Here is a 26,965-nt window from a genome sequence, read left to right as displayed (position 1 = left end):
ATAGCATGCGTGCCCTTCGGGAAATCCCGCTGTCAGTGGCCGTGGAGACGCGCAGGCTCAGGCGCCGGCCGCCGCGAAGACGGCGCGCACGCGCGCCAGGTCTTCCGGCGTGTCGATGCCGGGCCCCGGCGCCACATGGCTCACATGCACCGCGATGCGATGCCCGTGCCACAGCGCGCGCAGCTGTTCGAGTGCCTCCGTCGACTCGACGGGCGCAGGGGGCAGCGAAGGAAATCGCCGCACGAAGCCGGCGCGGTAGCCGTAGATTCCGATGTGGCGCAGTGCAGCGGGGGTAGCAGGCAGCATCGCAGGCGCGGCGCCATTGGCGGAGCCGTCGCGCCACCAAGGGATCGGCGCGCGGCTGAAGTACATCGCGTTGCCCTGCGCATCGAGCACGACCTTCACGACATTGGGATTCATGAAGTCGCCGACCGAGTCGATCTCGTGGGCGGCGGTGCTCATCGCCGCCTCGGCGTGCGTGGCGAGCGTGGACGCCACGGCGTCGATCAGCGCGGGGTCGATCAGCGGCTCATCGCCCTGTACGTTGACGACGATGTCCTCACCATCCAGGCCCAGTTGCTCGCAGGCTTCGGCCAGCCGATCGGTGCCGCTGGGGTGATCCTGCCGCGTGAGCACAACCTCGACGCCATGCGCCTTGCAGGCTTCGACGATGGATGGATCGTCGCCGGCGACCACCACGCGTGCAGCGCCCGACTCGCTGGCGCGCTGCGCCACGCGCACCACCATGGGCACGCCGGCGATATCGGCCAGGGGTTTGTTGGGAAGCCGTGTCGACGCGAGCCGCGCCGGAACCAGAACGGTGAAGCTCACAGCCCGAGCTCTTCGTCGGAAAGCGTGCGTGCCTCGTTCTCGAGCAGCACCGGAATGCCGTCGCGCACCGGATACGCCAGGCGGGCGCTGCGCGAGCACAGCTCCTGCTTCTCGGGGTTCCAGGTCAGCGGCCCCTTGGTGACGGGGCAGACGAGCAGTTCAAGCAGCTTGGTATCCATCGAGCGATGATAGCTTTGCGTCGAGTGCGGCGAAGAATTCCGCGGACGGCACGAACTCCAGCGGCACGGCCAGCGCATCGGGCGCCTTGCGCCACAGCTTGACGGCGTCCTTTTCGGTGCAGACGAGGATCTGCTCCTTGCCGGACGGGCGTTGCCAGCTCTCGAAATCGAAGTGATCGGGCAGGGCGATGACGTCGGCGAGCGTCAGGCCGCGGGCGCGCAGCATTTCGAAGAAGGCTTCCGGCCGAGCGATCGCCGCCAGTGCGGTCAAGGGCTTGCCTGCGAGGGATGCCAACGACACGCGGTTTCCGTCGCTGCCCAGGGCATCGTTCGCGAGGGTCCGCGTGGCGGTATGGCCCCCCGCGAAGGCCGGCCGCGATCCGCTGTGCAGCACCAGATCGCAACGGCGCGGCCAGGCTTCGCGCAGCGGGCCGGCAGGCAACCGCCAGCCGTTTCCGATTCCCCGGTCGTCGAATACGCAGATCTCGATGTCGCGCCCCAAGGCCAGGTGCTGAAGCCCGTCGTCGCTGACGATGACCTGCGTGGCCGGATGCCGCTCGAGCAGCGCGCGGGCCGCATCGATGCGCTGGCGCGCCACGAACACCGGGACCCCGGTCGCATGGTGGATCAGTGCCGGCTCGTCGCCCACATCCTGCGGATCGCTGTCGCCGAGCACTTCGCGGCAGTCATCGGTACGGCGGCCATAGCCGCGCGACACCACACCGACCCGAATGCCCCGCGCCTGCAGGTGGCGCACGACGGCCATCACGACCGGCGTCTTGCCCGCGCCGCCAGCGATCACGTTGCCGACCACGATCACAGGTACGCGCACGCGCTCGGTCCGCAGCCATCCCATGCGATAGAACAAGCCGCGCACGGCGAACAGCGCGGCGTAGACAAGCGACAGCGGCCACAGCATGCAGGCCAGGAGGCCGCGGTGCAGCCAGGCCTCCTGCAGGCGCGAACCCGGGTTGCCGCTGTTGCTGCCGCCGTCCGAAGGCACTCAGTGCCCGGCTTGCGCCGTCGACTGGGCCGCGAAGGTGATCTGCATCAGGCCGGCGCGGCGCGCGGCTTCCATCACCGTCACCACGGCCTGGTGCGGGCTCGTCGCGTCGGCGCTGATGATCACCACGCTGTCCTTGCCCCCGGTGGCCGCGGCGGCGAGGGCGGCCGTCACGGTTTCCACGCTGCGGTCGGCCACGGCATTCTTGTTGACCGAATAGCGGCCGTCGGCCGACACCGCCACGATCACTTCCTTCGGATAGTCGCGCTGCGCATCGACGTCCGCCGTGGGCAGCCGCAGCTGCATCTCGGTGAACTTGCTGTAGGTGGTCGACAGCATCAGGAAGATCAGGATCACCAGCAGCACGTCGATGAACGGGATCAGGTTGATCTCCGGCTCGTCGCGCGCGCCGTGGCGGAACTGCATGCGGGCGCGGCTCATTTGCGCAGTGCGTTGAGATGGCGGGCGAAGCGCTCGCCGGAGAGTTCGAGGTTCAGCAGGTACTCGTCGACCCGGCTGCGGAAGTAGCGCCAGAAGATCAGCGTCGGAATGGCCACGATCAGGCCGAAGGCGGTGTTGTAGAGCGCGATCGAGATGCCGTGCGCCAGCTGCGCCGGGTTGCCCGAGCCCACCGCGCCGCTACCGGGCGACTGCGAGCCGAAGATCTCGATCATGCCGATCACGGTGCCCAGAAGGCCCAGCAGCGGGGCGGCCGATGCTATGGTGGCCAGCGCGGGCAGGTAGCGCTCGAGCTTGTGGGCGACGGTGCGGCCCGAGGCTTCCATGGCGGCGCGCAGGTCGTCTTCGGTGCAGCGCGGATTGGCGTTCAGCGCGCGCAGGCCGGCGGCCAGGACCTGGCCGAGCATCGAGTTGCGTTCGAGTTTGGTCACCACATCCGGACCGGGAATGGCTCCGTGCGACGCGGTGATGGTTTCGTCGAGCAGCTTCGGCGGAAGTACCCTCACGGTCTTGAGACTCGTGAAACGTTCTATAACCAGCGCGAGCGCAATGATCGAACAAGCAAGCAAGGGCCAGATCGGCCAACCCGCGGCAACTATGATGGAAAACAAGAAAATCCTCCGGCCCGTAGACTGCAAATGCGCGGCGATTATCCACTGAGGTCACCATCGTCACGCGCCTTGTTTTTGTGTCAGCAAGGACGCACAGATTCTGTGGATAACTTTGTGATTAACCCGCTGCGCAACGCGTCCGGACCCGCATGGGACGGCCTTTTCGCTGGATCGACTGAATTTTGAGCAGCACTTTTTTCAATGAAATCAATGGGTTGCACGAGAAACCGTGCGCCTGTCTCGCCTCGGGGGCCGAAGGCCGGGGCCTTGTCGCCCGTTGTGGAAGAGTGGCATCTGGCCGAGCGTGCATTTTGTGAGCGTGCGTGAACAGAATTCCGCGCCGGGGCCGCGCGTCTGGGCCGTCGGCGCCTTGTGCCGGGCGGTGGCCGACGCGCTCGACGCGCGCTTCAATCCGGTGTCCGTGCGTGGCGAGATCTCCGGCTTTTCGCGCGCCTCAAGTGGACATTGTTACTTCGCGCTCAAGGACGAGTCGGGCCAGCTGCGCTGCGCGATGTTCCGCCGGGCCGCCGGCCTTCTCGATTTTTCGCCGCGCGATGGCGACCAGGTGGAGGTGCGCGGGCGCCTTGCCGTCTACGAGCCGCGCGGCGATCTGCAACTGGTAGTCGAAAGCCTGCGCCGGGCTGGGCAGGGGGCGCTGTTCGAGCAGTTCCTGCAGCGCAAGGCGCGCCTGGAAGCCGAAGGCCTCTTCGATCCTGCGCGCAAGCGGGCGCTGCCGACCATGCCGCGCTCGATCGGCATCGTCACTTCGCTCGGCGCCGCCGCATTGCACGACGTAGTCACCGCGCTGCGAAGGCGTGTTCCACACATTCCGGTCGTACTGGCCCCCGCGGCTGTGCAGGGAGTCAACGCACCGGGTGAACTGGTACGGGCGTTGCAGTCGCTGTATGAGCTCACGCCTGCCGTCGACGTGATTCTTCTGGTGCGCGGAGGCGGCTCCATCGAGGACCTCTGGGCCTTCAACGACGAGGCGCTGGCGCGCACCATCGTGCAGAGCCCGGTGCCGCTGGTCAGCGGCGTGGGGCATGAGACTGACTTCACCATCGCCGACTTCTGCGCCGACCTGCGCGCACCCACGCCGACTGCCGCGGCGGAGTTGGTGAGCGCGCCACGCGACGTGTGGCTGGGCGCGCTCGATCTGATCGAGGAGCGGCTGGGCGAGGCGCTGGGCGGACGCCTCGATGTGCTCGGGCAACGTCTGGACCAGGCTGCGGGGCGCCTTGGCCGGCCTTCGGGGCTCGTGAATCGGCAACAGCTGCGCCTGGCACACCATGCGCAGCGTCTTCGCTACATGGTGCTGGCCAGAAGGGAGCGCCTCACGCAGGCGCCGCGCCTGATCGCCGCCGACTTTCCGCAGAAGCTGGGCCGCGCGGTTGTGCAGCGGCGAGATCGGCTGGAACGTGTGGCTCTTCGTATGCGGCTGCTCGATCCGGCACTGGTCTTGCAGCGCGGCTATGCATGGCTGACCGATACAGACGGTCATGCGATCGTCAGCGCGAAGCAACTTGCGCCTGGCGATGCAGTGAAGGCGCGATTGGCCGACGGTGAAGTCGACCTGACCGTCGCACCGGGCGGCGCGACGGGAACGCGTCCGACGTCGCCCCAATAATTACTTCCTAGAATCCTTCATTCCCACAACCAACCCACGAGAAAAAACCATGGAACATGTGCTCCCACCCCTGCCGTACGCACTCGACGCACTGGCACCCGAGTATTCGAAGGAAACCCTCGAGTACCACTATGGCAAGCACCACAACGCCTACGTGGTGAACCTCAACAACCTGCAGAAGGGCACCGAGTTCGAGTCGATGACGCTCGAGGAGATCGTCAAGAAGTCCAGCGGCGGCATCTACAACAACGCCGCCCAGATCTGGAACCACACCTTCTTCTGGAACTGCATGAAGCCGCAAGGCGGCGGTGCTCCGACCGGCGCGCTGGCCAAGGCCATCGAAGCCAAGTGGGGCAGCTACGACGCCTTCAAGGAAGCCTTCGTGAAGTCGGCCGTGGGCAACTTCGGCTCGGGCTGGACCTGGCTGGTGAAGAAGGCCGACGGCTCGGTGGACATCGTGAACACGGGCGCAGCCGGTACGCCGCTGACCACCGCCGACACCGCGCTGCTGACGGTGGACGTCTGGGAGCACGCCTACTACATCGATTACCGCAACCTGCGCCCGAAGTTCGTCGAGACCTTCCTGGCCAAGCTGGTCAACTGGGACTTCGCAGCCAAAAACTTCGGCTGATCCCGCGTTCTGCCGAAAACGAAAAAGCCGACCATGGGTCGGCTCTTTTTTTGGCTTTTTGCTGGCTATGGACGGCAGGTGCTCATCGTTTGCCGGCCGCGAACAGCTCGCCGCCGAGCTTCGCGCCCTTCTTGATGTTCTTCTTGGCGAACCACCCCTGGTTCATCTCGAGCACGTAGCGCACCGGTTCCTGGGAGCAATGCGTGTTCTCGGTCATGGGCTGCATGTCCGCGAGGTTGACGATGCGGCCGTCGTCGGCAACGAAGGCGGCGGTCAGCGGCAGGATCGTGTTGCGCATCCAGAAGCACTGCGTGGCGGGTTGCTCGAACACGAAGATCATGCCCTCGGCCTGTGGCATTTCCTTACGGAACATCAGGCCGATTTCACGTTGCAGAGGGGTTTGCGCGACCTGCGCGTCGATCTTGTACAGCCCGATCGACAGCTGCGTGCGCGACAGATCGGTCTGGGGTTGCTGCTGGGCATGCGCCGGCATCATGAACGACGCGGATGCAAGGAGCAGGGGGAGCAGGGGGAGCAGGGCGGCGAGGCGCTTGAGCATCGGACGACTCTTTCAGGGCGGGGCCAGGGCCCGGCCTGGATTTAAAAATACCAATAAAAATGCCCGCTGATGCGGGCATTGCCGGTGAGCGTGGAAGCTTACACCTTCTTGGCAGCGGCCGTGTGGGCCTTGGCCACGTGGCGAACCTTGTGCTTCTTGGCGGCTGCGTGCTTCTTGGCCGAAGCGTGCTTGGCAGCCTTGGCGGCGGGAGCGGGAGCAGCCGGAGCGGGTTCGGCTTGTTGAGCGAAAGCGCCGACTGCGAAGAGACCGGCGACCAGGGCTGCGAGCAGCTTGTTCATGAACATATCCTTTGAAATTCGTTGATCTGGATTGCCCTCCCTGCGGAAGGTAGACATTCAACGGAGGCCACTGCACCCGGTTGACAGCAACGAGGGAGCCTCGGGCGAAAAAAAAGCGCTCCGAAGAGCGCTTCTTTTGCGGAGCAGGCCGAATTACTTCGGGGTGCCGCCTTGGGTCGACTTGCGCTTGACGCTGCCGTCCTTGTTGCGACGACGCTGGTCGCGGGTTTCGGCACGCTTCTCGCCAGAGGCAGCAGCCTTGTCGGCACCGATGGCGCCGCCTTCGGGGGTCTTTGCTTCGTCGCCAGCCGGGGCCTTGACCTGGCCAGCGGGCTTGGCAGCCTTCTTGGCTTCGGCGCGTTGCTGCGACTTGCTGTTGGTGGCGTTGCCTTGCTCGGGCGTCGTACCGGCCGGGTTCTGGGCGTAGGCGCCAGCGGCGAACAGGCCGGCGATCATGACTGCGAGAATTTTGCTCATTGATGATTCCTCTATCGAGAATTGGTTGGAAACGCCTCCCGGCGAGCAGAAGGTCAGCCACTAACGACGCCGTCGGGCCGCCGGTTGACAAACGCTTGCTGATGGGTTGCGTCTAAAATGTACAGCGATTTGTTCGCCGGCTGTACAGCTGAATACGCGCCGTGTCTGAATTCGCTGACAGTCGTCAAAAGTACGTCAATCCCGGAGCCGTCCCCTCTCATGACCAGTTATCAGCACATCAAAGTCCCGACCGAAGGCCAGAAGATCACGGTCAACGCCGACAACTCCCTCAATGTGCCTGACCAACCGATCATCCCCTTCATCGAGGGCGACGGTACCGGACTGGATATCACCCCGGTGATGCTGAAAGTGGTGGACGCCGCCGTGGCCAAGGCCTACGGCGGCAAGAAGAAGATCCACTGGATGGAGGTCTACGCCGGCGAGAAGTCGACCAAGGTCTACGGCCCCGACGTCTGGCTTCCCGAGGAAACGCTGCACGCCGTGCGCGACTACGTTGTTTCCATCAAGGGCCCGCTGACCACGCCGGTCGGCGGCGGCATCCGCTCCCTGAACGTCGCGCTGCGGCAGGAGCTCGACCTCTACGTCTGCCTGCGCCCCATCCAGTACTTCGAAGGCGTTCCCAGCCCGGTGCGCGAGCCGCACAAGACCAACATGGTGATCTTTCGCGAGAACTCGGAAGACATCTACGCCGGCATCGAGTTCGAGGCCGAAAGCGAGAAGGCGAAGAAGCTCATCAAGTTCCTGCAGGACGAGATGGGCGTCAAGAAGATCCGCTTCCCGAACACCTCGGGCATCGGCGTCAAGCCCGTATCGCGGGAAGGCACCGAGCGCCTCGTGCGCAAGGCGCTGCAGTACGCAATCGACAACGACAAGCCCAGCGTCACCCTGGTTCACAAGGGCAACATCATGAAGTTCACCGAAGGTGGCTTCCGTGACTGGGGCTACGGCCTCGCGGCCAAGGAGTTCGGTGCCGAACTGATCGACGGCGGCCCCTGGATGAAGTTCAAGAACCCGAAGACGGGCAAGGAGATCACCGTCAAGGACAGCATCGCCGATGCATTCCTGCAGCAGATCCTGCTGCGTCCCGCCGAATACAGCGTGATCGCCACACTCAACCTCAACGGCGACTACGTTTCCGACGCCCTGGCTGCGCAGGTCGGCGGCATCGGCATCGCCCCGGGCGCGAACCTGAGCGACACCGTCGCCATGTTCGAGGCCACCCACGGCACGGCCCCCAAGTACGCTGGCAAGGACTATGTGAACCCCGGCTCCGAGATCCTCTCGGCCGAGATGATGCTGCGTCACATGGGCTGGAAGGAAGCCGCCGACCTGATCATCAGCTCGATGGAAAAATCCATCGCCAGCAAGAAGGTCACCTACGACTTCGCCCGCCTGATGGACGGCGCTACGCAGGTGAGCTGCTCGGGCTTCGGCCAGGTGATGATCGACAACATGTAATTGCTGCGCTTCGACGTCCATGGCGGCGTTGCGGTAAACGAGGAGCCCTTGAACTTTCCGGAAGGAATTCAAGGGCTTTTTGCTGCTTCTTCAGTCAATTGCTGCGGACTTTTTTGCCTAAAACTCCTGCCTGGGGCACCGTTGCGGAAATAGTGTCGCAACGGCCGCAAACCCCTTGAATTGTCGGATACGCGCCACCACGTTTTTTTCGCTCGGCACGGCGCTGGCACGCTCTATAGAATGATTTTCATGGCAACGAGAATTCCAAAAACTCCCAGCGCTCCACCGGCCCAGAAACCGGCTGGGGACGACGGGGATTCGGTCGTCCTGGAGCGCCGGCCGCAGAAAACCGCGCCGCCCCAGATGTACCAGGTGGTGATGCTGAACGACGACTACACGCCCATGGAGTTCGTGATCGTCGTGCTCCAGGAATATTTCAGCAAGGATCGCGAAACCGCGACCCAGATCATGCTCAAGATCCACCTCGATGGCCGGGGCGTCTGTGGGGTCTATTCCCGCGACATGGCGGCCACCAAGGTCAACCAGGTAATGGAAGCCGCCCAGCAGGCGGGGCATCCACTCCAGTGCGTCAGTGAACCTGTTGCATGAACCAGTTGAATTGCGCAAGCTCCAACCCATCTGAGAACTTATTTACAGCAAGGCAAAAGGAAATCACATGATTGCCCAGGAACTGGAAGTCAGCTTGCACATGGCCTTCGTAGAGGCCCGGCAGCAACGCCACGAGTTCATCACCGTGGAACATCTGCTGCTCGCTTTGCTGGACAACCCGAGCGCCGCGGAAGTTCTGCGCGCCTGCTCGGCCAACGTCGACGACCTGCGGGCGTCGCTCACCAACTTCATCAAGGACAACACGCCCCAGGTGGCGGGTACCGACGATGTCGACACCCAGCCCACCCTGGGTTTCCAGCGCGTGATCCAGCGTGCCATCATGCATGTGCAGTCCACCGGCAACGGCAAGAAGGAAGTCACCGGCGCCAACGTGCTGGTCGCGATCTTCGGCGAGAAGGACTCGCACGCCGTGTACTACCTGCACCAGCAGGGCGTTACCCGCCTCGACGTGGTCAACTTCATCGCCCACGGCATCAAGAAGAGCGATCCGCCGGAAGCCGTCAAGGGCAGCGGCGAAGCTCCCTCGGGCGAAGGTGAAGAGGGCGGCGGCGAGCGCAACGAGAAGGCTTCCCCGCTCGAGCAGTTCACCCAGAACCTCAACCAGATGGCCAAGGACGGCAAGATCGACCCGCTGATCGGCCGCGAGTACGAGGTCGAGCGCGTCATCCAGATCCTGTGCCGCCGGCGCAAGAACAACCCGCTGCTGGTGGGCGAAGCCGGCGTGGGCAAGACCGCCATCGCCGAGGGCCTCGCATGGCGCATCACGCAGGGCGACGTGCCGGAGATCCTGGCCGAGTCGAACGTGTTCTCGCTCGACATGGGCGCGCTGCTGGCCGGCACCAAGTACCGCGGCGATTTCGAGCAGCGCCTGAAGGGCGTGCTCAAGTCGCTCAAGGACAAGCCGAACGCCATCCTCTTCATCGACGAGATCCACACCCTGATCGGTGCGGGCGCAGCCTCGGGCGGCACGCTCGACGCGTCCAACCTGCTCAAGCCGGCGCTTTCCAGCGGCCAGCTCAAGTGCATCGGCGCGACCACCTTCACCGAATACCGCGGCATCTTCGAGAAGGACGCGGCCCTGTCGCGTCGTTTCCAGAAGGTCGACGTGGTCGAGCCTTCGGTGCAGGAAACCGTCGACATCCTGAAGGGCCTTAAGTCGCGCTTCGAGGAGCACCATGGCGTGAAGTACGCCGTGGCGGCCCTGCAGGCCGCGGCCGAGCTCAGCGCGAAGTACATCAATGACCGTCACCTGCCCGACAAGGCGATCGACGTCATCGACGAAGCCGGCGCCGCCCAGCGCATCCTGCCGCCGAGCAAGCGCAAGAAGACTATCAGCAAGACCGAGGTCGAGGAAATCGTCGCGAAGATCGCGCGCATTCCCCCGGCCAACGTCAGCAACGACGACCGCAGCAAGCTGCAGACCATCGAGCGCGACCTCAAGAGCGTGGTGTTCGGCCAGGACAAGGCGCTCGAAGTGCTCGCCTCGGCGGTCAAGATGGCGCGTTCTGGCCTGGGCAAGGGCGACAAGCCGATCGGCTCGTTCCTGTTCTCCGGTCCCACCGGTGTGGGCAAGACCGAAGCCGCGAAGCAGCTCGCCTACATCATGGGCATCGAGCTGATCCGCTTCGACATGTCGGAATACATGGAACGCCATGCGGTGAGCCGCCTGATCGGCGCGCCTCCGGGCTACGTCGGTTTCGACCAGGGCGGCCTGCTGACCGAGGCCATCACGAAGAAGCCGCACGCGGTGCTGCTGCTCGACGAAATCGAGAAGGCGCACCCGGACATCTTCAACGTGCTGCTGCAGGTCATGGACCATGGCACGCTGACCGACAACAACGGGCGCAAGGCCGACTTCCGCAACGTCATCATCATCATGACGACGAACGCGGGTGCCGAGACCATGAACAAGGCGACCATCGGCTTCACCAACCCGAGGCAGGCCGGCGACGAAATGGGCGACATCAAGCGCCTGTTCTCGCCCGAGTTCCGCAACCGGCTGGACGCCATCGTCAACTTCAAGGCGCTCGACGAACAGGTCATCCTGCGCGTGGTCGACAAGTTCCTGCTGCAGCTGGAAACCCAGCTCGGCGAGAAGAAGGTGGAAGTCACCTTCAGCGACAAGCTGCGCAAGCACCTGGCGAAGAAGGGCTTCGATCCGCTGATGGGCGCACGCCCGATGCAGCGCCTGATCCAGGACACGATCCGTCGTGCGCTGGCCGACGAGCTGCTGTTCGGACGCCTGACCGACGGTGGCCGCCTCGAAGTCGACCTCGACGACAAGGACGAAGTGCTTCTGGACATCCAGCCCCTTCCGAAGAAGGAAGGCAAGCAGAAACCCGAAGCAGAGGAAGCAGCGGCAGGCTGAATGAGCCCGCAGCGGTTTCTGCAATGAAGTCAAAGGCCGGTAGCATCGCTACCGGCCTTTTTCTTTGCGGCCACGCATATCGAACCGCGCACCAGCACCAACCGTTTTTCCGCCTTGATCCTCCCCGAACTCAGCCACGAATGGAAAACCGGCCTCTCCCTGGCATGGAGCGGCTACATCGCGGTGTTGTCGGTCTGGATCGTGATGCAGAAGCGCGCGCCGGTCTCGACGATGAGCTGGATCCTCTCGCTGGCGCTGCTGCCGTTCGCGGGCTTCGTCGTCTACTACTTCCTCGGGCCGCAGCGGCTGAAGAAGCAGCGCCTGAAGCGCCTGCGCAGCCGCGCCAGTGCCTTCGCCCAGGCCGACGTGGCGCGGCTGCGCGACGCGGCGCGCGACGCTCCTCCAGCGCTGCAACAGATGGCCAAGCTGGGCACCGCGACCTGCGGCCTGCCGGTGTCCAGCGCGCTCGATGTCGAACTGCTCTCCGGCGGCGCGCGCACCTTCGACGCGATCTTCGACGCCGTGCGCGCCGCGCGGAACCACATTCACCTCGAGTACTACATCTTCGAGCCCGACCGCATCGGCACCGCGCTGCGCGACCTTCTGATCGAACGCGCGAAGGAGGGCGTGGCAGTGCGCCTGCTGATCGACGCGCTGGGCTCCAAGCGCATAGGCCGCAAGTTCATGGCGCCGATGCTCGACGCGGGCGTCAAGGTGGCGCTGTTCCACGACACCAAGATCGGACGCCGCCTGCGCCCTGTGACCAACTACCGCACCCACCGCAAGATCGTGGTGTGCGACGGCCGCGTGGGCTTCACCGGCGGCGTGAACATCACCGACGAGGAAGACAAGCGCACCAACCCCGACGCGTATCACGACGTGCACCTGCGCGTCGAAGGCAGCGCGGTGCGCTGGCTGCAGACCACCTTCCTGGAAGACTGGACCTACGCCACAGGCGAAGATCCGCGCGGCATGGACGACGCGCTGAACGCCATGCTGCCGCAGCTGGAGGCCGGCGACATCCCGGTGCAGATCGTCACCAGCGGCCCCGACAGCCCGATGGAAGCCATCCACCGCATGCACGTCGAGGCCATCCATTCGGCCACGCACCGCGCCTGGCTCACCACGCCGTACTTCGTGCCCGGCGAGCCGGCGCTGATGGCGCTCACGAGCGCCGCGCTGCGCGGTGTCGACGTGCGCCTGCTGGTGCCGCGCCGAAGCGACTCGGCCGTCGTGAGCGCCGCCGCGCGTTCGTACTTCGACGAGCTGATCGCCGCCGGCGTGAAGGTCTGGGAATACAAGGCGCGCATGCTCCATTCCAAGACCCTGGTGGTGGACGACCATTGCGCGATGATCGGCACCGCCAATTTCGACAACCGCAGCTTCCGCCTCAACTTCGAGGTCTGCGCGGTGGTCTACGGCCCCGAGCTGACCCGCCCGCTGGCGGCGCAGTTCGAGACCGACCTGCACAGCTCCGGCGCGGTGCGCGCCAACCGGCGCCAGGGTTTCTGGCGCCGCCTCGGCGACGCGATCGCACGCCTGTTTTCACCCTTGCTCTGAATGAACCACACCTTTCTCTGGCACGACTACGAAACCTTCGGCGCGGTGCCGCGCCGCGACCGTCCCTCGCAGTTCGCGGCCATCCGCACGGACGCCGAGCTCAACGAAGTCGGCGAGCCGCTGATGATCTACTGCAAGCCCGCGCCGGACTACCTGCCCAGCCCCGAGGCCTGCCTCATCACCGGCATCACGCCGCAGCTGTGCCTGGAGCGCGGCATTTCCGAGCATGAGTTCGCCGCCCGTATCGAGAAGGCGTTCTCGCAGCCCGGCACCATCGGCGTGGGCTACAACACCATCCGCTTCGACGACGAAGTCACGCGCTTCCTGTTCTGGCGCAACCTGATCGACCCGTACGCGCGCGAATGGCAGAACGAATGCGGCCGATGGGACCTGCTGGACGTGGTGCGCCTCACTTATGCGCTGCGCCCAGAGGGCATCGAGTGGCCGAAGAAGGAGGACGGCAAGCCCAGCTTCAAGCTCGAAGACCTGGCACGCGCCAACGGCCTGCTGCACGAATCGGCCCACGATGCCCTGTCGGACGTTCGCGCCACCATCGCGCTGGCGCGCCTCATTCGCAGCAAGCAGCCCAAGCTGTTCGACTTCGCCTTCGGCCTGCACAGGAAGGACCGCGTCGCCACCGAGCTGGGCCTGCCCGCGACGCGCGAGACCGCCAAGCCCTTCCTGCACGTCTCGGGCATGTTCCCGGTCGAGCGCGGCTGCCTTGCAGTGATGTGGCCGCTGGCCAGCCACCCCACTAACAAGAACGAACTGCTCGCCTGGGACCTGGCCCACGACCCCAGCGAGCTGCGCGACATCGACGTCGAGACGCTGCGGCTGCGCCTCTTCACCCGCACGGCCGACCTGCCCGAGGGCGTGGTGCGCCTGCCGATCAAGGGCGTGCACCTCAACAAGTCGCCGATGGTGGTCGGCAACCTGCGCACGCTTGCGGCGCCCATGGCCGAGCGCTGGGGCGTCGATCTCGAAGCGGCGATGCGCCACGCGGCCATTGCGCGCGACCTGCCCGACATGAGCGCGATCTGGTCGCAGGTCTACGCCCGGCCCAAGGAGGCCACGCCCGATGTCGATGAAGACCTGTACGGCGGCTTCGTCGGCAACGCCGACCGGCGGCGCCTGAACCAGCTGCGCGGCTTGTCGCCAGAGGAGCTGGCCAAGGATCGCACGGGCTTCGACGATGGCCGTCTGGAAGAGATCCTCTTCCGCTATCGCGCGCGCAACTGGCCGCAGCTGCTGAACGAGGACGAGACCGAGCGCTGGGAATCACTGCGTGTCGCGAAGCTCTTCAAGGGCGAGGGCGGGGCGCGCACCATCGAGATGCTGTTCAGCGAAGTCGACGCGCTCTCCGAGAACGCCGACGAGCGTGGAGAAGAGATCCTCGGCGCGCTCTACGAATACGCCGAGGCCATCGCGCCCGAGGCCTGAGCAACGCAACCGAGCGCCCAGCCCATGAGCCTGACGATCAACGCCGAACTGTCGAAGGGGCTCGAAAGCTACGGGCTCTTCCTGTCCGACGGCTGCCTTCTGCCGACGCCGTTCCGCTTCGAGACTCCGGTGCGCATCTGGCACTCGGCCCAGCTGCATGCGAGTTGCTCCGTGGGTGCGTATACGAGCATCTCGCCCGGCGCGCTGCTCGTCGACGTGCGCATGGGGCGCTATTGCTCCATCGGCGACGGCGTGCAGACCCTGTCGGACCATCCGGCCGACTGGTTCACCACGCACATGCTGGCCTATGCGCCGAATTTCCCCGAGCCGTACCGCCACCAGTCGGTCGGCCAGTTTCCGTCGCACTCGCCGGTGACCATCGGCAACGACGTGTGGATCGGCTCGCGCGTCAGCCTCAAGAGTGGCATCACCATCGGCGACGGCGCGGTGATCGGCGCGGGCGCGGTGGTGACGCGCGACGTGGCGCCCTTCACCGTGGTGGGCGGCGTGCCTGCCAAGGTGATCCGCCAGCGCTTTCCCGACACACTGGTCGAGCGCATCCGCGCCTGCCCCTGGTGGAATTGGGACCTGCGCACTCTGGCGCTGGACTGGCAGCACCCCGAAGCCGCCCAGTCGATGCTGGAGGATGCCGTTGCCGAAAACCGCCTTTCGCGCTGGAATCCCGGCTGGCGGCTGCTCGACCGCGGCCAGCCGCCCGCCGAGGGCCAGCCCGCGCCGCTGGTCTTTCTGCCGGGCTGAACAACGACGATGCAAGGAGGTGCGCGCATGACAACCAGAAGAGCGACCCTGTCTGCTGTCCGCGTCGCGCTTGCGGCCGCCGGGGCCACCCTGGCGCTGGCCGGCTGCGGCACCTTGCCGCCCCCGGGGGCTGGCGGCGCAAGGGCCTGCGGGAGCGGCTTTGAGACCTTCGAGCGCGACACCCTGTTTTTCGGCCGTGCCATTCCCTCGGGCGGCCAGGTGTCGGACGCCGAGTGGACCGCCTTCCTCGACGGCACCGTGACACCCGCGTTCCCGCAGGGCCTGACGGTGATCGATGCGGCGGGCCAGTGGCGCGGCGTGTCGGGCGAGGTGGTGCGCGAGCGCTCCAAGCTGGTCGTGCTGCTGCATGCGCGCAGCGAGAAGGACGACGCCGACATCGCCGCCATCATCGGCGCGTACCGCCAGAGGTTCGCGCAGGAAGCCGTGCTGCAGGAGAGGCAGGCCGTCTGTGTCCGTTTCTGAGGCCTTGCCGCGCGATCGCAACGTCGTCCGCCGCCTGAGCGCGGCCGACGCCGAGGCCTATCGCGCCGTGATGCTCGACGCCTACGCCAGGCACCCCAGCGCCTTCACCTCCACGGTGGAGGAGCGTGCCGCCTTGCCGCTGAGCTGGTGGATGGAGCGCCTCGGGGCCGCAGATGGTGCGAGCGGCGACAGCGTGGTCTACGGCGCATTCGACGACAGCGGCGCGCTGGTCGGCGCGGCTGGCCTGAGCTTCGAGACGCGCGAGCGAGCCAGCCACAAGGCCACGCTGTTCGGCATGTCGGTGAAGGCCTCTGCGCGACGCGTGGGATTCGGCCGCCGGCTGGTGCTGGCCTTGCTCGACCACGCACGGGCGCGCGCCGGCCTGCGGGTGGTGCAGCTCACCGTCACCGAGGGCAACGAAGCCGCGCAGAAACTCTACGAGGACTGCGGCTTCCGCAGCTTCGGCGTCGAGCCGATGGCCATTGCGCTCGGTGGTGCCTTGCTTGGAAAGGTGCACATGTGGTGCGACCTCGGCGAGGGCCGGGCCTGACCCTTGGAGCTTGTCAGGCCGATGGCGCGGGTTCCGCGTCCGCTGCAGGCAGCCCGCTCAGGTTCTCGGACCACGCCAGCGCCGAGCGGCACCATATCCGGTGGCGCGGGGCCAGCAGTGCGCGCTGCGCCAGCGGGCCGATGCGAAGCGTGTAGCTGGGAGGCGTGTCGCTGTCGGCGCTGGCCCAGACCGGCGTACCGCAGTTCTCGCAGAAGCTCTGCCGGCGCAGCACGCCGCTGTCGGCCGTCTTCACGTAGCCGCGGGGCTTGCCGCTCAGCAGCCTGAAGCCGGCGGCGGGCACCGTCACCGACACGCGATACGCCGTGCCCGAGAGCACCTGGCAGTCGGTGCAGTTGCACAGCCCGACCTTCTCGGGATCGACCTCGGCTTCGTAGCTGATCCGGCCGCAATGGCAGGCGCCCTGTACTTTCATCATGCGAACTGGCTCCTTCGAGGGAAAGACCGCCATCCTAGGAACGCAGGCTGCCGTACGCAATGCCGGCTGCCGCCAATCCCCGGCGCGAGCGGCCCACGGCGCGCCCACGTATGCTCGCCCGCATGGACGCCAATTCCGCCGCGCTGGCCGACTTCGCCACGCGCCACCGCAAGCTCTTCGTGCTCACCGGCGCAGGCTGCAGCACCGAATCGGGCATTCCCGACTACCGCGACCTCGACGGCGAGTGGAAGCGCCCGTCGCCCGTCACCTACCAGGCCTTCATGGGCGAGGAATCCACGCGCAAGCGCTACTGGGCGCGCAGCCTGATCGGCTGGCCGACCATGGCGGGCGCACGGCCCGGCGCCGCGCACCGCGCGCTGGCGAAGCTGAGCGACGCGGGGCGCGTCGGCCTGCTGCTCACGCAGAACGTCGACGGCCTGCACGATGCGGCCGGCAGCCGCGGCACCGTCGACCTGCACGGGCGTATCGACACCGTGCGCTGCATGGGCTGCGAGCGGCGCACGCCGCGCTCCGAACTGCAGCTCGAACTGCGGCGGCGCAACCCGCGCTGGGCCGAGCTGGAAGCCCGCGCCGCACCCGACGGCGACGCCGACCTCGAAGGCCGCGACTTCTCCACTTTCGACGTGCCCGCCTGCCCGCACTGCGGTGGCCTGCTCAAGCCCGACGTGGTGTTCTTCGGAGAGAGCGTGCCGAAGGAGCGCGTCGCAGCCGCCTTCGCCGCGCTGGAGGAGGCCGACGCCGTGCTCGTGGCCGGCTCTTCGCTGATGGTCTATTCGGGCTTCCGCTTCGTGCAGGCGGCCGCCGCGGCAGGCAAGCCGGTGGCGGCCGTGAACCTGGGGCGCACGCGGGCCGACGCGCTGCTTTCGCTGAAGGTCGAGCAGCCTGTCGGCCTGGCGCTGACGACGCTCGCGCGGCAGCTGGCCTAGCTCCGGCCGGGCGTCCCGGCCAGCGAGCGGACGAAGGCATCCACCGCCGAGGTGTATGCGCCGGGCTGCCCCAGTTCGTCGTTGATCTGCGCGTGCGAAAGATCTTCCGGCACCACCTCCGCACGGCCACCCGTTGCCCCGATGCGTGCCGCGAACTGCCGCGCCTGCGTGCACGAGCCGTCGCGGCGCTGCGTGGAGCACACCAGCAGCATCGGCGGCGCGCCAGGTGCGAGCGCGTCGGAGGGCGACACGCTGCGCCAGAAGGCGGGGTCGCTGCCGAACACGCGGTCGTAGAAGGGCATGTGCCGGCGCTGCATCAGCGCGGCCGTGTCCAGCGCCGCGCTGTCGAGCGCCACGGTGCCGAGCCAGGGGCGGGCGCCTTGCTGCCGCGCGATGGAAGGCGATGCGCTGAGCAGCGCGACGAGGTGCGCGCCAGCCGAATGGCCCATGAGCACGAAGCGGCCGGCGTCGCCGCCCCACGACGGTGCATTCGCCTGCGCGGTGGCGACGGCACGCGCCACGTCCTGCGCCTGCTGCATCACGTCGACCTGCGGCACGAAGCGGTAGCTCACCGAAACGAGGATGAAGCCCTGCTCGCGCACCCAGTGCGCGATCTTCCGGTTGACCACGGATGCGGCTGCCTTGTCGCCGAACATCCAGGCCCCGCCGTGGACCATCACGAGCACCGGCGCGCCTTGCTGCGCCTTCTGCGGCAGGTAGACGTCCATGCGCTGGCGCGGATCGGGGCCGTAGGGCTGGTCTGTCAGCAGGCGCACCCCGGCGGGCGGCGCGGCCGTTTCGCCGCCGGGCTGCTGTGCGTTGGCCGGCGCGAACGCCAGCGCCAGCAGCCAGGTCGCGCAGATCCGTGCAAGACGCTTCATGAAAAAAGGCTCCCGGTGGACCGATGAGGGCAGGATTTTCGCGCGCCGGCCCTGTAGCAGGGCTAACCGCGGGTTCAACCAGCGTGCTTCGGCGCCATCCAGCTCGTCGAGGCGCCCCGGCCCGGAAGGTGCAGGCTGGCCGTGGCGGCCGGCGTCTCGGCCAGCAGGCGGCCCTTGCGGAACACCTTGAGCCGCGCGGCGCGCAGGCGTATCGCCTCGACCGCGTCGCGCGCCTGCAGCAGCACGAAGCTCGCGTCGCGGCCGGCCTCGAGGCCGTAGTTCTCCAGGTGCATCACACGCGCCGCGTTGGTCGTCACCGCCTCGAAGCACTGGCGGATGCCGTCCTGGCTCGTCATCTGCGCCACGTGCAGGCCCATGTGCGCCACTTCGAGCATGTCGCCCGAGCCCATGCCGTACCAGGGGTCCATCACGCAGTCGTGGCCGAAGGCCACGTTCACGCCGGCCGCCATGAGCTCGGGCACCCGCGTCATGCCGCGGCGCTTGGGGTAGGTGTCGTGGCGGCCCTGCAGAGTGATGTTGATGAGCGGGTTGGACACCACCGACACGCCGCTCTGCGCGATCAGCGGCAGCAGCTTGCTCACGTAGTAGTTGTCCATCGAGTGCATCGAGGTGCAGTGCGAGCCCGTCACGCGGCCCTGCAGAGCGAGGCGCTGGGTTTCGAAGGCCAGCGTCTCGATGTGGCGCGAAAGCGGGTCGTCCGACTCGTCGCAGTGCATGTCGACCAGCTTGCCGCGCGCCGCGGCGATCTCGCACAACAGCTTCACGCTCGCCGCGCCCTCGGCCATGGTGCGCTCGAAATGCGGAATGCCGCCGACCACGTCCACGCCCTTGTCGAGCGCGCGCTCCAGGTTCTCGACGCCGCCGGGCGAGCGCAGCACGCCGTCCTGCGGAAAGGCGACCAACTGCAGGTCGAGATACGGCGCAACCTTGCGCTTGACCTCCAGCAGCGCATCGACTGCCAGCAGGCTTGGGTCGCTGGTGTCCACGTGCGAGCGCACGGCCAGCAATCCCTTGGCCACCGCCCAGTCGCAGTACGCCAGTGCGCGCTCGATCAGTGCGTCTGCCGTCAGCAGCGGCTTGAGTTCGCCCCACAGCGCGATGCCCTCGAGCAGCGTGCCGCTCTGGTTGACGCGCGGCAGGCCGTAGCTCAGCGTGGCGTCCATGTGGAAATGAGGGTCGACGAAGTGGGGCGCGAGCAGCAGTCCCTGCGCGTCGAGCGTTTCGTGTGCCGGCGCATCCATGCCCTGAGTGATTTCGGCGATGCGTCCGCCCTGCACGGCGACCGACATGCCGGTGCGGCCGTCGGGGAGGGTGGCGTTGGTGATGAGGAGGTCGAGCATCGTGGGGGCCTTTTCCTGTTCCTCGCGAGGCTATCGGAGAGCCCAGCGGTTGTTCCGGTTGTGGATGTAGATGTACACGTTGTCGCTGCGGTCGCGGGCGACGCCGGTACGGCCCCAGGGGAATGCCGCCGGGTTGCGGGAAACGCCCATGGAGGCCAGCCAGCGCTCGTGGAAGCGATAGCGCTGGCCTACGCTGCCGTAGAAGTCGGCGTCCTCGAGCTTGCGCAGGGCGGGCGTCGTGAGAATCAGGGAGCAGCTGACCAACAGCAGTTCTTCGAAACGCAACATGAGCTGCACGGCCATGTCGCCGGATGTCGTGGTTGCGCTTGCGAAGACGCAGTCGACGAGCCGGCCTTCGACAAGCACGGTCTGGGCCGTCCGTGCGAAGGAGTCTGGCAGGCTGTCGGCGCGGGTGTCGGTACAGGCAACGACGCCGGCCGCCGAGAGACAGCCGTTCGTCGTGTCCAGATGGAGTGCCGTGTTCACCTCACCGCCCGGATGCCAGCGTCTCAGCGCGTGTTCTGCGCCCGGTACCGGTACTGCCCTGGCGCAGGCCCGACCTCGATGGTCACGCGGCGCAGCTTCTCGTCGTGCCCCGAATCGGCCTTTGCCGTGACGACGATGCCGCGCGGCGTGGCACGGCAGGTGAGGTCGGACAGCGAGATCTCCGCGTGGTCGTTGTCGAGTTCTGCAATTGCCACCGTGTGCTCGGCGCGCAGGCTGCCGTTGGCGTCGCGGCTCATCCACTGCACGTAGAGGAACGACTGGGCGTACTGTTCGGCGTGCACCACGCGGTAGGAGCCCTGGTGGTCCTTGCCCCAGGTGCCGCACATCTGCACCCAGGTCACCGCGTCGGCCGTGCTGAAAGCCTCGTAGCCGTAGTTCATGCCCAGTGCGCGGGCGCCGTTGCTGCCCATTGCGAGCATGGCCAGCAATGCCGAGAGCAGGGCCCTTCGAGCGGCGTTGGCGGTCCTCGTGGTCATCAGCGTTCCCCCTTGCGGTACGGTTTCATCAGCGCCTGCGGGTAGCTCGCCTTGCGTGCCACCAGCACCAGCGCCAGGATCGACAGCAGGTAGGGCAGCATCAGGTAGATCTGGTATGGCAGCACGGCGTCGCCGGATTGTTGCAGCCGCAGCTGGAGCGCATCGAAGAAGGCGAACAGCAGCGCGCCCAGCAGGGCCTTGCCCGGCCGCCACGAGGCGAACACCACCAGCGCCACGCAGATCCAGCCGCGCCCGTTCACCATGTTGAAGAAGAAGGCGTTGAAGGCCGACAGCGTGAGGAAGGAGCCGGCCATGCCCATCAGCGCCGAGCCCGCGACGATGGCGCCGGTGCGCGTGGCCGCGACCGACACGCCCTGGCTTTCCGCGGCCTGCGGGTTCTCGCCGGCCATGCGCAGCGCCAGGCCCAGCGGCGTGCGGTACAGCACCCAGCCCACCACCGGCACCAGCAGCAGCGCGAACAGGGTGAGCGCGGTCTGTGCGTTCAGGATCGGGATGGGCAGCCAGTCCATCGGCGCGAAGGGCGTGATGGTGGGCGGCGTGTTCACCTTCGGAAAGCTCACGCGATAGCCGAAGTAGCTCAGCGCGGTCGCCAGCAGCGTGATGCCCAGCCCCGAGACGTGCTGCGATAGCGCCAGCCCCACGGTCAGGAAGGCGTGCAGCAGCCCGAACACCATGCCCGCGAGCGCGGCCACGCCCACGCCCACCCACAGCGGTGCGCCGGCATACACCGCGAGCCAGCCGGTGAAGGCGCCCGCGACCATGATCCCCTCGATGCCGAGGTTGAGCACCCCCGCACGCTCGCACAGCAGCACGCCGAGCGTGCCGAGGATGAGCGGCGTGGCGATGCGCAGCACCGCGACCCAGAAGGCGGCGTTGGAAAGAATGTCGAGCAGGTCGCTCATTTCGACATCCTCACCCGGTACTGCGTGAGCAGCGTCGCCACCAGCACCGCGATCAGCGAGGCCGCGACGATCACGTCGGCGATGTAGGTCGGCACGCCCACCGCGCGGCTCATGGTGTCGGCGCCGACCAGCACGCCCGCCACGAACACGGCGGCTGCGATCACGCCCAGCGGATGCAGCCCCGCCAGCATCGCGATCACGATGCCGGTGTAGCCATAGCCCGGTGACATGTCGAGCGTGACGTAGCTGGTGCGGCCCGCCACCTCTATGGCGCCCGCCAGCCCGGCCAGCGCACCCGAGAGCAGCGCCACCATCACCACCGTGCGCGTCACCGGCACCCCCGCGAAGGCGGCGGCGCGCGCGTTCGCGCCCACGGCGCGGATGTCGAAGCCCAGCACCGTGTACTTGAAGATGGCCCACACCATCACCGCCAGCGACACCGCCCACAGCAGGCCGGTGTGCACCCGCGTCTGCGCGACGAGCTTGCCGAGCTCCAGGTCGGACTGCAGCGACACGCTCTGCGGCCAGCCCATGGCGCTCGGGTCTTTCATCGGCCCGTCGAGCAGCGCCGACACGCCCAGCAGCACGATGAAGTTGATCAGCAGCGTGGTGACGACCTCGTCCACGCCCAGCCTGTTCTTCATGAGCGCCGGGCCCAGCAGCATCAACGCGCCCGCGATGGCGGCGGCGAGCATCATCAGCGGGAACAGCAGCCACGGCGACAGCTCGAAGCCGGTGCCGCCGTGCATGCCGCCCACTGCCACAGCAGCCAGCGCGCCGGCGTAGAGCTGACCCTCGGCGCCGATGTTGAAGAGCCGCGCCTTGAAAGCGACGGTGGCCGCCAGCCCGGTAAGGATCAGCGGGATCGCGCGCGTCAGCGTCTCGCTCCACGCGAACACCGAGCCGAAGCCGCCCTGCAGCAGCAGCGCGTAGGTGCGGCCGACCGGCGCGCCGGCCCACAGCACCAGCAGCGCGCTGATCGCCATCGTGAAGACGATCGCGCCGATGGGCGCGAGCACCAGCGCCGTGCGCGAGGTTTCGTGGCGTCGTTCGAGCCGCATCATGACGAGGCTCCCTTGGCGGGAGCTGCTGTCGCACCGGCCATGGCCAGCCCGATCGCCTCGCGCGTCCAGGCCGAGGCCGGGCGCGCTTCGCCCAGGCGGCCGCCGTGCATCACCGCCACACGGTCGCCCAGCGCGAGCACTTCGTCGAGGTCGTCGGAAATCACCAGCACGGCGGCGCCCGCGTCTCGCGCGGCGATCAACTGCTGCTGCACGTACGCGACGGCGCCGATGTCCAGGCCCCAGGTGGGCTGGTGCGCGACGATCAGGCGCGGGGCTCGGTTGGGGTGCTTCCTGTCGGCCTTGTCCTGGCCGGCATCGGGCTCGGGTTGTTCGGGTGCCAGCAGTGCGCGTCCAAGAATCAGTTTCTGCATGTTCCCGCCCGAGAGCGAGCGAGCCGGCGCCATGAGGCCGGCACCGCGCACGTCGAAGGCCTTTTCGATCCGCCGCGCATGGAGGCGGGCGGCGGCGCGTTTCACGATCCACGACCAGCGCGAGAACACGGGGCTGCGCAGCCGCTCCGACACCGCGTTCTCCCATACCGGCAGGTCGCCGACCACGCCGACCGCATGCCGGTCTTCGGGGATGCGCGCGACGCCGCGCTGCACCAGCCGGGCGGGCGAGGGCGGCAGCGCGCGGCCCATCAGCTGCGCCGTGCCCGAGGTCGCGCGGCGCGTGCCGCAGAGCAGCTCGGCCAGCGCGACCTGTCCGTTGCCGGAAACGCCGGCGATGGCGGTGATCTCTCCGGCGCGCAGCGTCAGCGACACCTCGCGCAGCCGGTCGCGCCCGTCGCCCTTGGCGGAGGCCGCGGTGCTCACGTGGTCGAGCACGCAGACGGCATCGCCCACCGATTTCGCAGGCCGGCGCTGCGGCGCCTCGACCGCATGCCCGACCATCCACAGCGCGAGCTGCGCCTGCGTGGTGTCGGCCGTGCGTGCCTCGGCCACCAGCTTGCCGCCGCGCAGCACGGCGATGCGGTGCGACACGCGCAGCACCTCGTCGAGCTTGTGGCTGATGAAGATCACCGACAACCCCTGCGCCACCATCTGCGCGAGCGTGGCGAAGAGCGCCTCGCTCTCCTGCGGCGTGAGCACGGCGGTGGGCTCGTCGAGGATGAGGATGCGCGCTCCGCGGTACAGCGCCTTGAGAATCTCCACGCGCTGGCGCTCGCCGACCGAGAGGCTTCCTACCAGCGCGTCGGGCTGCACCGGCAGGCCGAAGCGCCTCGCCACGTCGAGCAGCCGCTCGCGCGCGGCGGCGCGGCGCGACACTGGGCGCCACAGCGGCTCGGTGCCCATCATCACGTTGTCGAGCACGCTCAGGTTGTCGGCCAGCGTGAAGTGCTGGTGCACCATGCCCACGCCGGCCGCCAGCGCCGCCTTGGGGTTGCCCGGCGGCAGCGGCGAGCCGAAGACCTCGATGCCGCCCTCGTCGGCGACGTAGTGGCCGAAAAGAATGGACATCAGCGTGGATTTGCCCGCTCCGTTCTCGCCGAGCAGCGCGAGCACTTCGCCGGTCTTCAGGTCGAGCGAGACCGCGTCGTTGGCGACGAGGCTGCCGAAGCGCTTGGTGATGCCCTGCAGGCGCAGGACGGTGGCACTTGCTCCCCCCGCCGGAGGGAGCGGCGACGCAGGTGCCGTCACTTCCACGCGGCCAGGAAGGCCAGCATGACCTTGGCGGAGTTGTCCGCCGCGATGCCCATGAAGGTGCCCATCTCGTTCTCGCCGTCCCCGCCGCCCGCGAGGTCGCTGAGCGAGCGGAAGGCGATGAAGGGCACGCCGTTGCTGTAGGCGACCATGCCCACGGCGGCGGTCTCCATGTCGAGCACGTTGGCCTGGAAGGTCTTGTAGGTGTATTCGCGGTAGGCCTTGTTGTCCATGAAGGCCTGGCCCGAGACGCCATTGCCGCCCACCACCAGCTGCGGCTTGCGCGGCAGGCACTTGCCTGCGCTGCAGTTGGCGAGGTCGACGTTGCGGATGCTGCGTGCCACCTCGAGCATCTTCGGGTCGGCCTCGAACCAGAACTTGCGCTGGATCTCGGGGTGCGCCGCCGAGCGCACCTCGACCGGGCGCGGGAACATCATGCCGAAGTTGGGCAGCGTGGCGTCGGTGATGAAGGGCGGCGCGCTGTACTTGCCGGGCGCAGTTTCGCGGGCCATCAGCACCTCGAGGTACTGGCCCCATTGCGCCGGCACGGTGACGTCGCCCACGTGCAGCGACGGGTTCACGCCACCCGCGATGCCGCTGAACACGATGTTGGTCACGCGAAAGCGGTTGAGCACCAGCTGCGTGTTCATCGTGGCGTTGGTCATGCTGATGCCCGAGAGGAACAGCACGACCGGCTTGCCTTCCAGCGTGCCGGTGGTGAACTCCACCCCGTTCACACTGTGCTTCATCGGGCCCTGCAGGCGCGTGAGCAGCAGTTTCAGCTCCGGCTCGAAGGCCGACAGCACCGCGATGCGCGGCGTATCGTCGAGCCGGGTGCTGCTGTTGATGGCGACGGCGCCGCCCTTGTAGACACCCACGCAGCCGGTCAGCGAAATACCGAGTACCGCGGCGGCAAGAACGCCTCTGACTGTTCGGGAAACACCGCGGAACCGGCTTTGCCGGGCCGCAGGTGTTGCCCCCTGCAAGGGGGTAGGAGAAGCGACACGAAGTGCGCGGAGCCTGGGGGTGTACTTCATTTTGCGGTGGACTTCGGCTGCGAGTCGTCCACTTTCACGGTGAACTTGCCCGAGAGGATGTCGGCTTGCTTGGCCTTCACCTTCGCGACGATGTCGGCCGGAACCTTCTTCTCGAAGGTGCCCAGCGGCGCGAGCTCGGAGCCCTTGTATTTCATCTGCGCGTAGATGCCGTAGTCCTCGGCGGCGAACTTGCCTTCCTTCACGAGCTTGATCGCTCGGTCGGCGGCCGGCTCGAAGTTCCACAGGGCCGATGCCACCACCGTGTCGGGGTACTGGCTCTGGGTGTCGATCACGTTGCCGATGGCGAGCTTGCCCTTTTCCTTGGCGGCATCCGAGACTCCGAAACGCTCCGCGTACATCACGTCGGCACCCTTGTCGATCATGGCGAAGGCCGCTTCCTTGGCCTTCGGCGGGTCGAACCAGCTGTTGATGAAGCTCACGCTGAATTCCACCTTCGGGTTCGTCTCCTTCGCGCCGGCCATGAAGGCGTTCATCAGGCGGTTGACCTCGGGAATGGGGAAGCCGCCGACCATGCCGATGCGGTTGCTCTTCGTCATGCCGCCGGCCACCATGCCGCTGAGGTAGGCGGGCTCCTGGATGTAGTTGTCGAACACGCTGAAGTTGGGCGCCTGCGGCTTGAGCGACGAACCCATCAGGAAGGCGACCTTGGGGAAGTCCTTCGCCACCTTGCGCGCCGCGGCCTCCACGCCGAACACCTCGCCCAGGATCAGCTGGTTGCCGCCGGTGGCGTACTCGCGCATCACGCGCTCATAGTCGGCGTTGCTCACGTTCTCGGTGGCCTTGTACTCGATCTCTCCACGCGCCTCGGCCGCCTTCAGCGCCTTGTGGATGCGGCCCACCCATTGCTGCTCGAACGGCACGGTGTACACCGCCGCCACCTTCAGCTTGGCCTGCGCGAGCGCGAGGCCCGGGGCGCCAACCGCGGCAAGCGCTGCGGCAACGGCGACGGAACGGATGATCAATTGACGGCGTGCGGTCACGGTACTTCTCCTCGAGGTATGGAAATCTTCTTGTGGGGCCGCCTCACCGGCAGCCCGCGGCCACCGGACGATGGCGTGTGCGCTGGAGGGCGGGGTTACTTGGTGCCGAAGATGCGGTCGCCGGCGTCACCGAGGCCAGGGAGGATGTACCCATGGCTGTTGAGCTCGCGGTCGATCGCAGCGGTGTAGATCGCCACGTCCGGGTGCGCCTTCTGCATCGTCGCCACGCCCTCGGGGCAAGTCAGCAGGCAGACGAACTTGATCGACTTGGGGTTGAGCTCCTTCAGCCGCTCGACCGCCGCCACGGCCGAGTTGCCGGTGGCCAGCATCGGGTCGACCACGATCACGTCGCGGTTCTCCATCTCGCCGGGCATCTTGAAGTAGTACTCCACGGCCGTCAGCGTCTTGGGGTCGCGATACAGGCCGATATGGCCGACGCGCGCGCCGGGCACCACGGTGAGCATGCCGTCCAGGATGCCCGTGCCGGCACGCAGGATGGACACCAGCACCAGTTTCTTGCCGTCGATGACCTTGGCCTGCATCGTTTCGAGCGGGGTCTCGACCTCGATGTCCTGCATCGGCATGTCGCGCGTGACCTCATAGGCCATCAGCATGCTGATTTCGTTCAGCAGCCGGCGGAAGCTGTTGGTGGACGCATCCTTGCGGCGCATCAGCGTGAGCTTGTGCTGGATGAGGGGGTGGTCGAGGAGGTGGACGTTGCTGCTCATTGGAGTTCTTTGTGGC

30 protein-coding genes are annotated in these 26,965 nt (G+C 67.1%); 11 read left to right on the top strand and 19 right to left on the bottom strand.

Annotated features, from left to right (window positions below):
• Nucleotides 1-57: 57 nt before the first annotated feature.
• The 5 genes from kdsB to ABL843_RS16690 all read right to left on the bottom strand — a co-directional run bounded on the left by kdsB (nt 58) and on the right by ABL843_RS16690 (nt 3,083).
• Complete coding sequence (kdsB, locus tag ABL843_RS16710) at nt 58-831, bottom strand: 3-deoxy-manno-octulosonate cytidylyltransferase (RefSeq protein ID WP_126024052.1); 774 nt, start codon at nt 829-831, stop codon at nt 58-60.
• Nucleotides 828-1,010 (bottom strand): Trm112 family protein, encoded by a 183-nt coding sequence (locus ABL843_RS16705; RefSeq protein ID WP_007836935.1) that lies wholly within the window; start codon nt 1,008-1,010, stop codon nt 828-830. The genes kdsB and ABL843_RS16705 overlap by 4 nt, the downstream gene beginning before the upstream one ends.
• Complete coding sequence (gene lpxK / locus ABL843_RS16700) at nt 991-1,929, bottom strand: tetraacyldisaccharide 4'-kinase (RefSeq protein ID WP_418120484.1); 939 nt, start codon at nt 1,927-1,929, stop codon at nt 991-993. Before lpxK ends, ABL843_RS16705 begins: the two co-directional genes overlap by 20 nt.
• Nucleotides 1,930-2,013: 84 nt before the next feature.
• Nucleotides 2,014-2,439 carry an ExbD/TolR family protein gene (locus tag ABL843_RS16695; protein WP_371287180.1) on the bottom strand — a complete coding sequence of 142 codons (426 nt, stop codon included), beginning with the start codon at nt 2,437-2,439 and terminating at the stop codon, nt 2,014-2,016.
• An 11-nt stretch (nt 2,440-2,450) separates the two neighbouring features.
• A complete protein-coding gene (locus ABL843_RS16690) occupies nt 2,451-3,083 on the bottom strand; it encodes a MotA/TolQ/ExbB proton channel family protein (protein ID WP_126024055.1) in 633 nt (210 codons plus the stop codon).
• Between the two features lie 313 nt (nt 3,084-3,396).
• On the opposite strand from ABL843_RS16690, the gene xseA reads away from it, so the two are divergent.
• Both xseA and ABL843_RS16680 read left to right on the top strand, forming a co-directional pair.
• Nucleotides 3,397-4,710, top strand: coding sequence for an exodeoxyribonuclease VII large subunit (xseA, locus tag ABL843_RS16685; RefSeq protein ID WP_369662440.1), 1,314 nt, complete (start codon nt 3,397-3,399; stop codon nt 4,708-4,710).
• Nucleotides 4,711-4,759: 49 nt separating this feature from the next.
• A complete protein-coding gene (locus tag ABL843_RS16680; protein WP_019652466.1) occupies nt 4,760-5,341 on the top strand; it encodes a superoxide dismutase in 582 nt (193 codons plus the stop codon).
• A gap of 82 nt (nt 5,342-5,423) precedes the next feature.
• Here ABL843_RS16680 and ABL843_RS16675 read toward each other — a convergent pair whose 3' ends face one another.
• The 3 genes from ABL843_RS16675 to ABL843_RS16665 form a co-directional block, all read right to left on the bottom strand.
• Nucleotides 5,424-5,900, bottom strand: coding sequence for a DUF192 domain-containing protein (locus ABL843_RS16675; RefSeq protein ID WP_418116563.1), 477 nt, complete (start codon nt 5,898-5,900; stop codon nt 5,424-5,426).
• Nucleotides 5,901-5,998: 98 nt separating this feature from the next.
• A complete protein-coding gene (locus ABL843_RS16670) occupies nt 5,999-6,199 on the bottom strand; it encodes a hypothetical protein (RefSeq protein ID WP_184637613.1) in 201 nt (66 codons plus the stop codon).
• Nucleotides 6,200-6,352: 153 nt separating this feature from the next.
• Entirely contained in the window at nt 6,353-6,676 is a 324-nt protein-coding gene (locus ABL843_RS16665) for a cell envelope biogenesis protein TolA (protein ID WP_126020304.1), read from the bottom strand.
• Nucleotides 6,677-6,895: 219 nt separating this feature from the next.
• On the opposite strand from ABL843_RS16665, the gene icd reads away from it, so the two are divergent.
• The 8 genes from icd (at nt 6,896) to ABL843_RS16625 (ending at nt 15,945) form a co-directional block, all read left to right on the top strand.
• Nucleotides 6,896-8,155: an NADP-dependent isocitrate dehydrogenase gene (gene icd / locus ABL843_RS16660; RefSeq protein WP_126020302.1), complete on the top strand. Its 1,260-nt coding sequence runs from the start codon at nt 6,896-6,898 to the stop codon at nt 8,153-8,155.
• A 249-nt stretch (nt 8,156-8,404) separates the two neighbouring features.
• Nucleotides 8,405-8,764, top strand: a complete 360-nt coding sequence (gene clpS / locus ABL843_RS16655) for an ATP-dependent Clp protease adapter ClpS (RefSeq protein WP_126020469.1) — start codon at nt 8,405-8,407, stop codon at nt 8,762-8,764.
• A 67-nt stretch (nt 8,765-8,831) separates the two neighbouring features.
• Nucleotides 8,832-11,153 carry an ATP-dependent Clp protease ATP-binding subunit ClpA gene (clpA, locus tag ABL843_RS16650; RefSeq protein WP_126020299.1) on the top strand — a complete coding sequence of 774 codons (2,322 nt, stop codon included), beginning with the start codon at nt 8,832-8,834 and terminating at the stop codon, nt 11,151-11,153.
• Nucleotides 11,154-11,267: 114 nt separating this feature from the next.
• Nucleotides 11,268-12,713, top strand: coding sequence for a cardiolipin synthase (cls, locus tag ABL843_RS16645; RefSeq protein ID WP_369662187.1), 1,446 nt, complete (start codon nt 11,268-11,270; stop codon nt 12,711-12,713).
• Complete coding sequence (sbcB, locus tag ABL843_RS16640) at nt 12,714-14,153, top strand: exodeoxyribonuclease I (protein WP_418116562.1); 1,440 nt, start codon at nt 12,714-12,716, stop codon at nt 14,151-14,153.
• Between the two features lie 24 nt (nt 14,154-14,177).
• A complete protein-coding gene (locus ABL843_RS16635; RefSeq protein ID WP_418116561.1) occupies nt 14,178-14,912 on the top strand; it encodes a CatB-related O-acetyltransferase in 735 nt (244 codons plus the stop codon).
• 27 nt (nt 14,913-14,939) lie between these two features.
• On the top strand, nt 14,940-15,395 hold the full coding sequence (locus ABL843_RS16630) for a DUF3574 domain-containing protein (protein WP_418116560.1): 456 nt from the start codon (nt 14,940-14,942) through the stop codon (nt 15,393-15,395).
• The gene (locus ABL843_RS16625) at nt 15,382-15,945 is read left to right on the top strand and encodes a GNAT family N-acetyltransferase (protein ID WP_240650511.1); all 564 of its coding nucleotides are present in this window, start codon (nt 15,382-15,384) and stop codon (nt 15,943-15,945) included. Before ABL843_RS16630 ends, ABL843_RS16625 begins: the two co-directional genes overlap by 14 nt.
• Before the next feature lie 13 nt (nt 15,946-15,958).
• Here the strand turns inward: ABL843_RS16625 and ABL843_RS16620 are convergent, their stop codons facing one another.
• Nucleotides 15,959-16,381 (bottom strand): GFA family protein, encoded by a 423-nt coding sequence (locus ABL843_RS16620; RefSeq protein WP_418116559.1) that lies wholly within the window; start codon nt 16,379-16,381, stop codon nt 15,959-15,961.
• Between the two features lie 122 nt (nt 16,382-16,503).
• Between ABL843_RS16620 and ABL843_RS16615 the strand changes: the two genes are divergently transcribed.
• The gene (locus ABL843_RS16615) at nt 16,504-17,328 is read left to right on the top strand and encodes an NAD-dependent protein deacetylase (RefSeq protein WP_418116558.1); all 825 of its coding nucleotides are present in this window, start codon (nt 16,504-16,506) and stop codon (nt 17,326-17,328) included.
• Here ABL843_RS16615 and ABL843_RS16610 read toward each other — a convergent pair.
• From ABL843_RS16610 to upp, 10 genes are all read right to left on the bottom strand, one after another.
• On the bottom strand, nt 17,325-18,209 hold the full coding sequence (locus tag ABL843_RS16610) for an alpha/beta hydrolase (RefSeq protein ID WP_418116557.1): 885 nt from the start codon (nt 18,207-18,209) through the stop codon (nt 17,325-17,327). The genes ABL843_RS16615 and ABL843_RS16610 overlap by 4 nt on opposite strands.
• A gap of 74 nt (nt 18,210-18,283) precedes the next feature.
• On the bottom strand, nt 18,284-19,570 hold the full coding sequence (locus ABL843_RS16605; protein WP_418116555.1) for an amidohydrolase family protein: 1,287 nt from the start codon (nt 19,568-19,570) through the stop codon (nt 18,284-18,286).
• Between the two features lie 30 nt (nt 19,571-19,600).
• Nucleotides 19,601-20,056, bottom strand: a complete 456-nt coding sequence (locus ABL843_RS16600) for a hypothetical protein (protein WP_418116554.1) — start codon at nt 20,054-20,056, stop codon at nt 19,601-19,603.
• A gap of 23 nt (nt 20,057-20,079) precedes the next feature.
• Nucleotides 20,080-20,553, bottom strand: coding sequence for a hypothetical protein (locus tag ABL843_RS16595; RefSeq protein WP_418116553.1), 474 nt, complete (start codon nt 20,551-20,553; stop codon nt 20,080-20,082).
• Nucleotides 20,553-21,476: an ABC transporter permease gene (locus ABL843_RS16590; protein ID WP_369662195.1), complete on the bottom strand. Its 924-nt coding sequence runs from the start codon at nt 21,474-21,476 to the stop codon at nt 20,553-20,555. The genes ABL843_RS16595 and ABL843_RS16590 overlap by 1 nt, the downstream gene beginning before the upstream one ends.
• On the bottom strand, nt 21,473-22,537 hold the full coding sequence (locus ABL843_RS16585) for an ABC transporter permease (RefSeq protein WP_418120483.1): 1,065 nt from the start codon (nt 22,535-22,537) through the stop codon (nt 21,473-21,475). The genes ABL843_RS16590 and ABL843_RS16585 overlap by 4 nt, the downstream gene beginning before the upstream one ends.
• On the bottom strand, nt 22,537-24,186 hold the full coding sequence (locus tag ABL843_RS16580; RefSeq protein ID WP_418116551.1) for an ABC transporter ATP-binding protein: 1,650 nt from the start codon (nt 24,184-24,186) through the stop codon (nt 22,537-22,539). Before ABL843_RS16580 ends, ABL843_RS16585 begins: the two co-directional genes overlap by 1 nt.
• On the bottom strand, nt 24,177-25,061 hold the full coding sequence (locus ABL843_RS16575) for a 5'-methylthioadenosine/S-adenosylhomocysteine nucleosidase (protein WP_311737008.1): 885 nt from the start codon (nt 25,059-25,061) through the stop codon (nt 24,177-24,179). Before ABL843_RS16575 ends, ABL843_RS16580 begins: the two co-directional genes overlap by 10 nt.
• Before the next feature lie 155 nt (nt 25,062-25,216).
• Nucleotides 25,217-26,221: a BMP family protein gene (locus ABL843_RS16570; RefSeq protein ID WP_418116550.1), complete on the bottom strand. Its 1,005-nt coding sequence runs from the start codon at nt 26,219-26,221 to the stop codon at nt 25,217-25,219.
• Nucleotides 26,222-26,316: 95 nt separating this feature from the next.
• Nucleotides 26,317-26,949: a uracil phosphoribosyltransferase gene (gene upp, locus ABL843_RS16565; RefSeq protein ID WP_093194973.1), complete on the bottom strand. Its 633-nt coding sequence runs from the start codon at nt 26,947-26,949 to the stop codon at nt 26,317-26,319.
• Nucleotides 26,950-26,965: the final 16 nt, after the last annotated feature.

The sequence above is a fragment of the Variovorax sp. 350MFTsu5.1 genome (genome assembly GCF_048302515.1).
In the GTDB taxonomy this organism is placed as follows: Bacteria; Pseudomonadota; Gammaproteobacteria; order Burkholderiales; family Burkholderiaceae_C; genus Variovorax; species Variovorax guangxiensis.
Note: the sequence above shows the minus strand (reverse complement) of the source record. Positions and strands in the feature narration are given on the sequence as shown.

What these genes read in the sequence shown, in the direction of transcription:
- ABL843_RS16705 (WP_007836935.1), bottom strand. Translation starts at nt 1,010, where the DNA reads ATGGATACCAAGCTGCTTGAACTGCTCGTCTGCCCCGTCACCAAGGGG.
- lpxK (WP_418120484.1), bottom strand. Translation starts at nt 1,929, where the DNA reads ATGCTGTGGCCGCTGTCGCTTGTCTACGCCGCGCTGTTCGCCGTGCGC.
- ABL843_RS16695 (WP_371287180.1), bottom strand. Translation starts at nt 2,439, where the DNA reads ATGCAGTTCCGCCACGGCGCGCGCGACGAGCCGGAGATCAACCTGATC.
- ABL843_RS16680 (WP_019652466.1), top strand. Translation starts at nt 4,760, where the DNA reads ATGGAACATGTGCTCCCACCCCTGCCGTACGCACTCGACGCACTGGCA.
- ABL843_RS16675 (WP_418116563.1), bottom strand. Translation starts at nt 5,900, where the DNA reads ATGCTCAAGCGCCTCGCCGCCCTGCTCCCCCTGCTCCCCCTGCTCCTT.
- ABL843_RS16670 (WP_184637613.1), bottom strand. Translation starts at nt 6,199, where the DNA reads ATGAACAAGCTGCTCGCAGCCCTGGTCGCCGGTCTCTTCGCAGTCGGC.
- ABL843_RS16665 (WP_126020304.1), bottom strand. Translation starts at nt 6,676, where the DNA reads ATGAGCAAAATTCTCGCAGTCATGATCGCCGGCCTGTTCGCCGCTGGC.
- icd (WP_126020302.1), top strand. Translation starts at nt 6,896, where the DNA reads ATGACCAGTTATCAGCACATCAAAGTCCCGACCGAAGGCCAGAAGATC.
- clpS (WP_126020469.1), top strand. Translation starts at nt 8,405, where the DNA reads ATGGCAACGAGAATTCCAAAAACTCCCAGCGCTCCACCGGCCCAGAAA.
- clpA (WP_126020299.1), top strand. Translation starts at nt 8,832, where the DNA reads ATGATTGCCCAGGAACTGGAAGTCAGCTTGCACATGGCCTTCGTAGAG.
- sbcB (WP_418116562.1), top strand. Translation starts at nt 12,714, where the DNA reads ATGAACCACACCTTTCTCTGGCACGACTACGAAACCTTCGGCGCGGTG.
- ABL843_RS16635 (WP_418116561.1), top strand. Translation starts at nt 14,178, where the DNA reads ATGAGCCTGACGATCAACGCCGAACTGTCGAAGGGGCTCGAAAGCTAC.
- ABL843_RS16630 (WP_418116560.1), top strand. Translation starts at nt 14,940, where the DNA reads ATGACAACCAGAAGAGCGACCCTGTCTGCTGTCCGCGTCGCGCTTGCG.
- ABL843_RS16620 (WP_418116559.1), bottom strand. Translation starts at nt 16,381, where the DNA reads ATGATGAAAGTACAGGGCGCCTGCCATTGCGGCCGGATCAGCTACGAA.
- ABL843_RS16615 (WP_418116558.1), top strand. Translation starts at nt 16,504, where the DNA reads ATGGACGCCAATTCCGCCGCGCTGGCCGACTTCGCCACGCGCCACCGC.
- ABL843_RS16610 (WP_418116557.1), bottom strand. Translation starts at nt 18,209, where the DNA reads ATGAAGCGTCTTGCACGGATCTGCGCGACCTGGCTGCTGGCGCTGGCG.
- ABL843_RS16605 (WP_418116555.1), bottom strand. Translation starts at nt 19,570, where the DNA reads ATGCTCGACCTCCTCATCACCAACGCCACCCTCCCCGACGGCCGCACC.
- ABL843_RS16595 (WP_418116553.1), bottom strand. Translation starts at nt 20,553, where the DNA reads ATGACCACGAGGACCGCCAACGCCGCTCGAAGGGCCCTGCTCTCGGCA.
- ABL843_RS16590 (WP_369662195.1), bottom strand. Translation starts at nt 21,476, where the DNA reads ATGAGCGACCTGCTCGACATTCTTTCCAACGCCGCCTTCTGGGTCGCG.
- ABL843_RS16585 (WP_418120483.1), bottom strand. Translation starts at nt 22,537, where the DNA reads ATGCGGCTCGAACGACGCCACGAAACCTCGCGCACGGCGCTGGTGCTC.
- upp (WP_093194973.1), bottom strand. Translation starts at nt 26,949, where the DNA reads ATGAGCAGCAACGTCCACCTCCTCGACCACCCCCTCATCCAGCACAAG.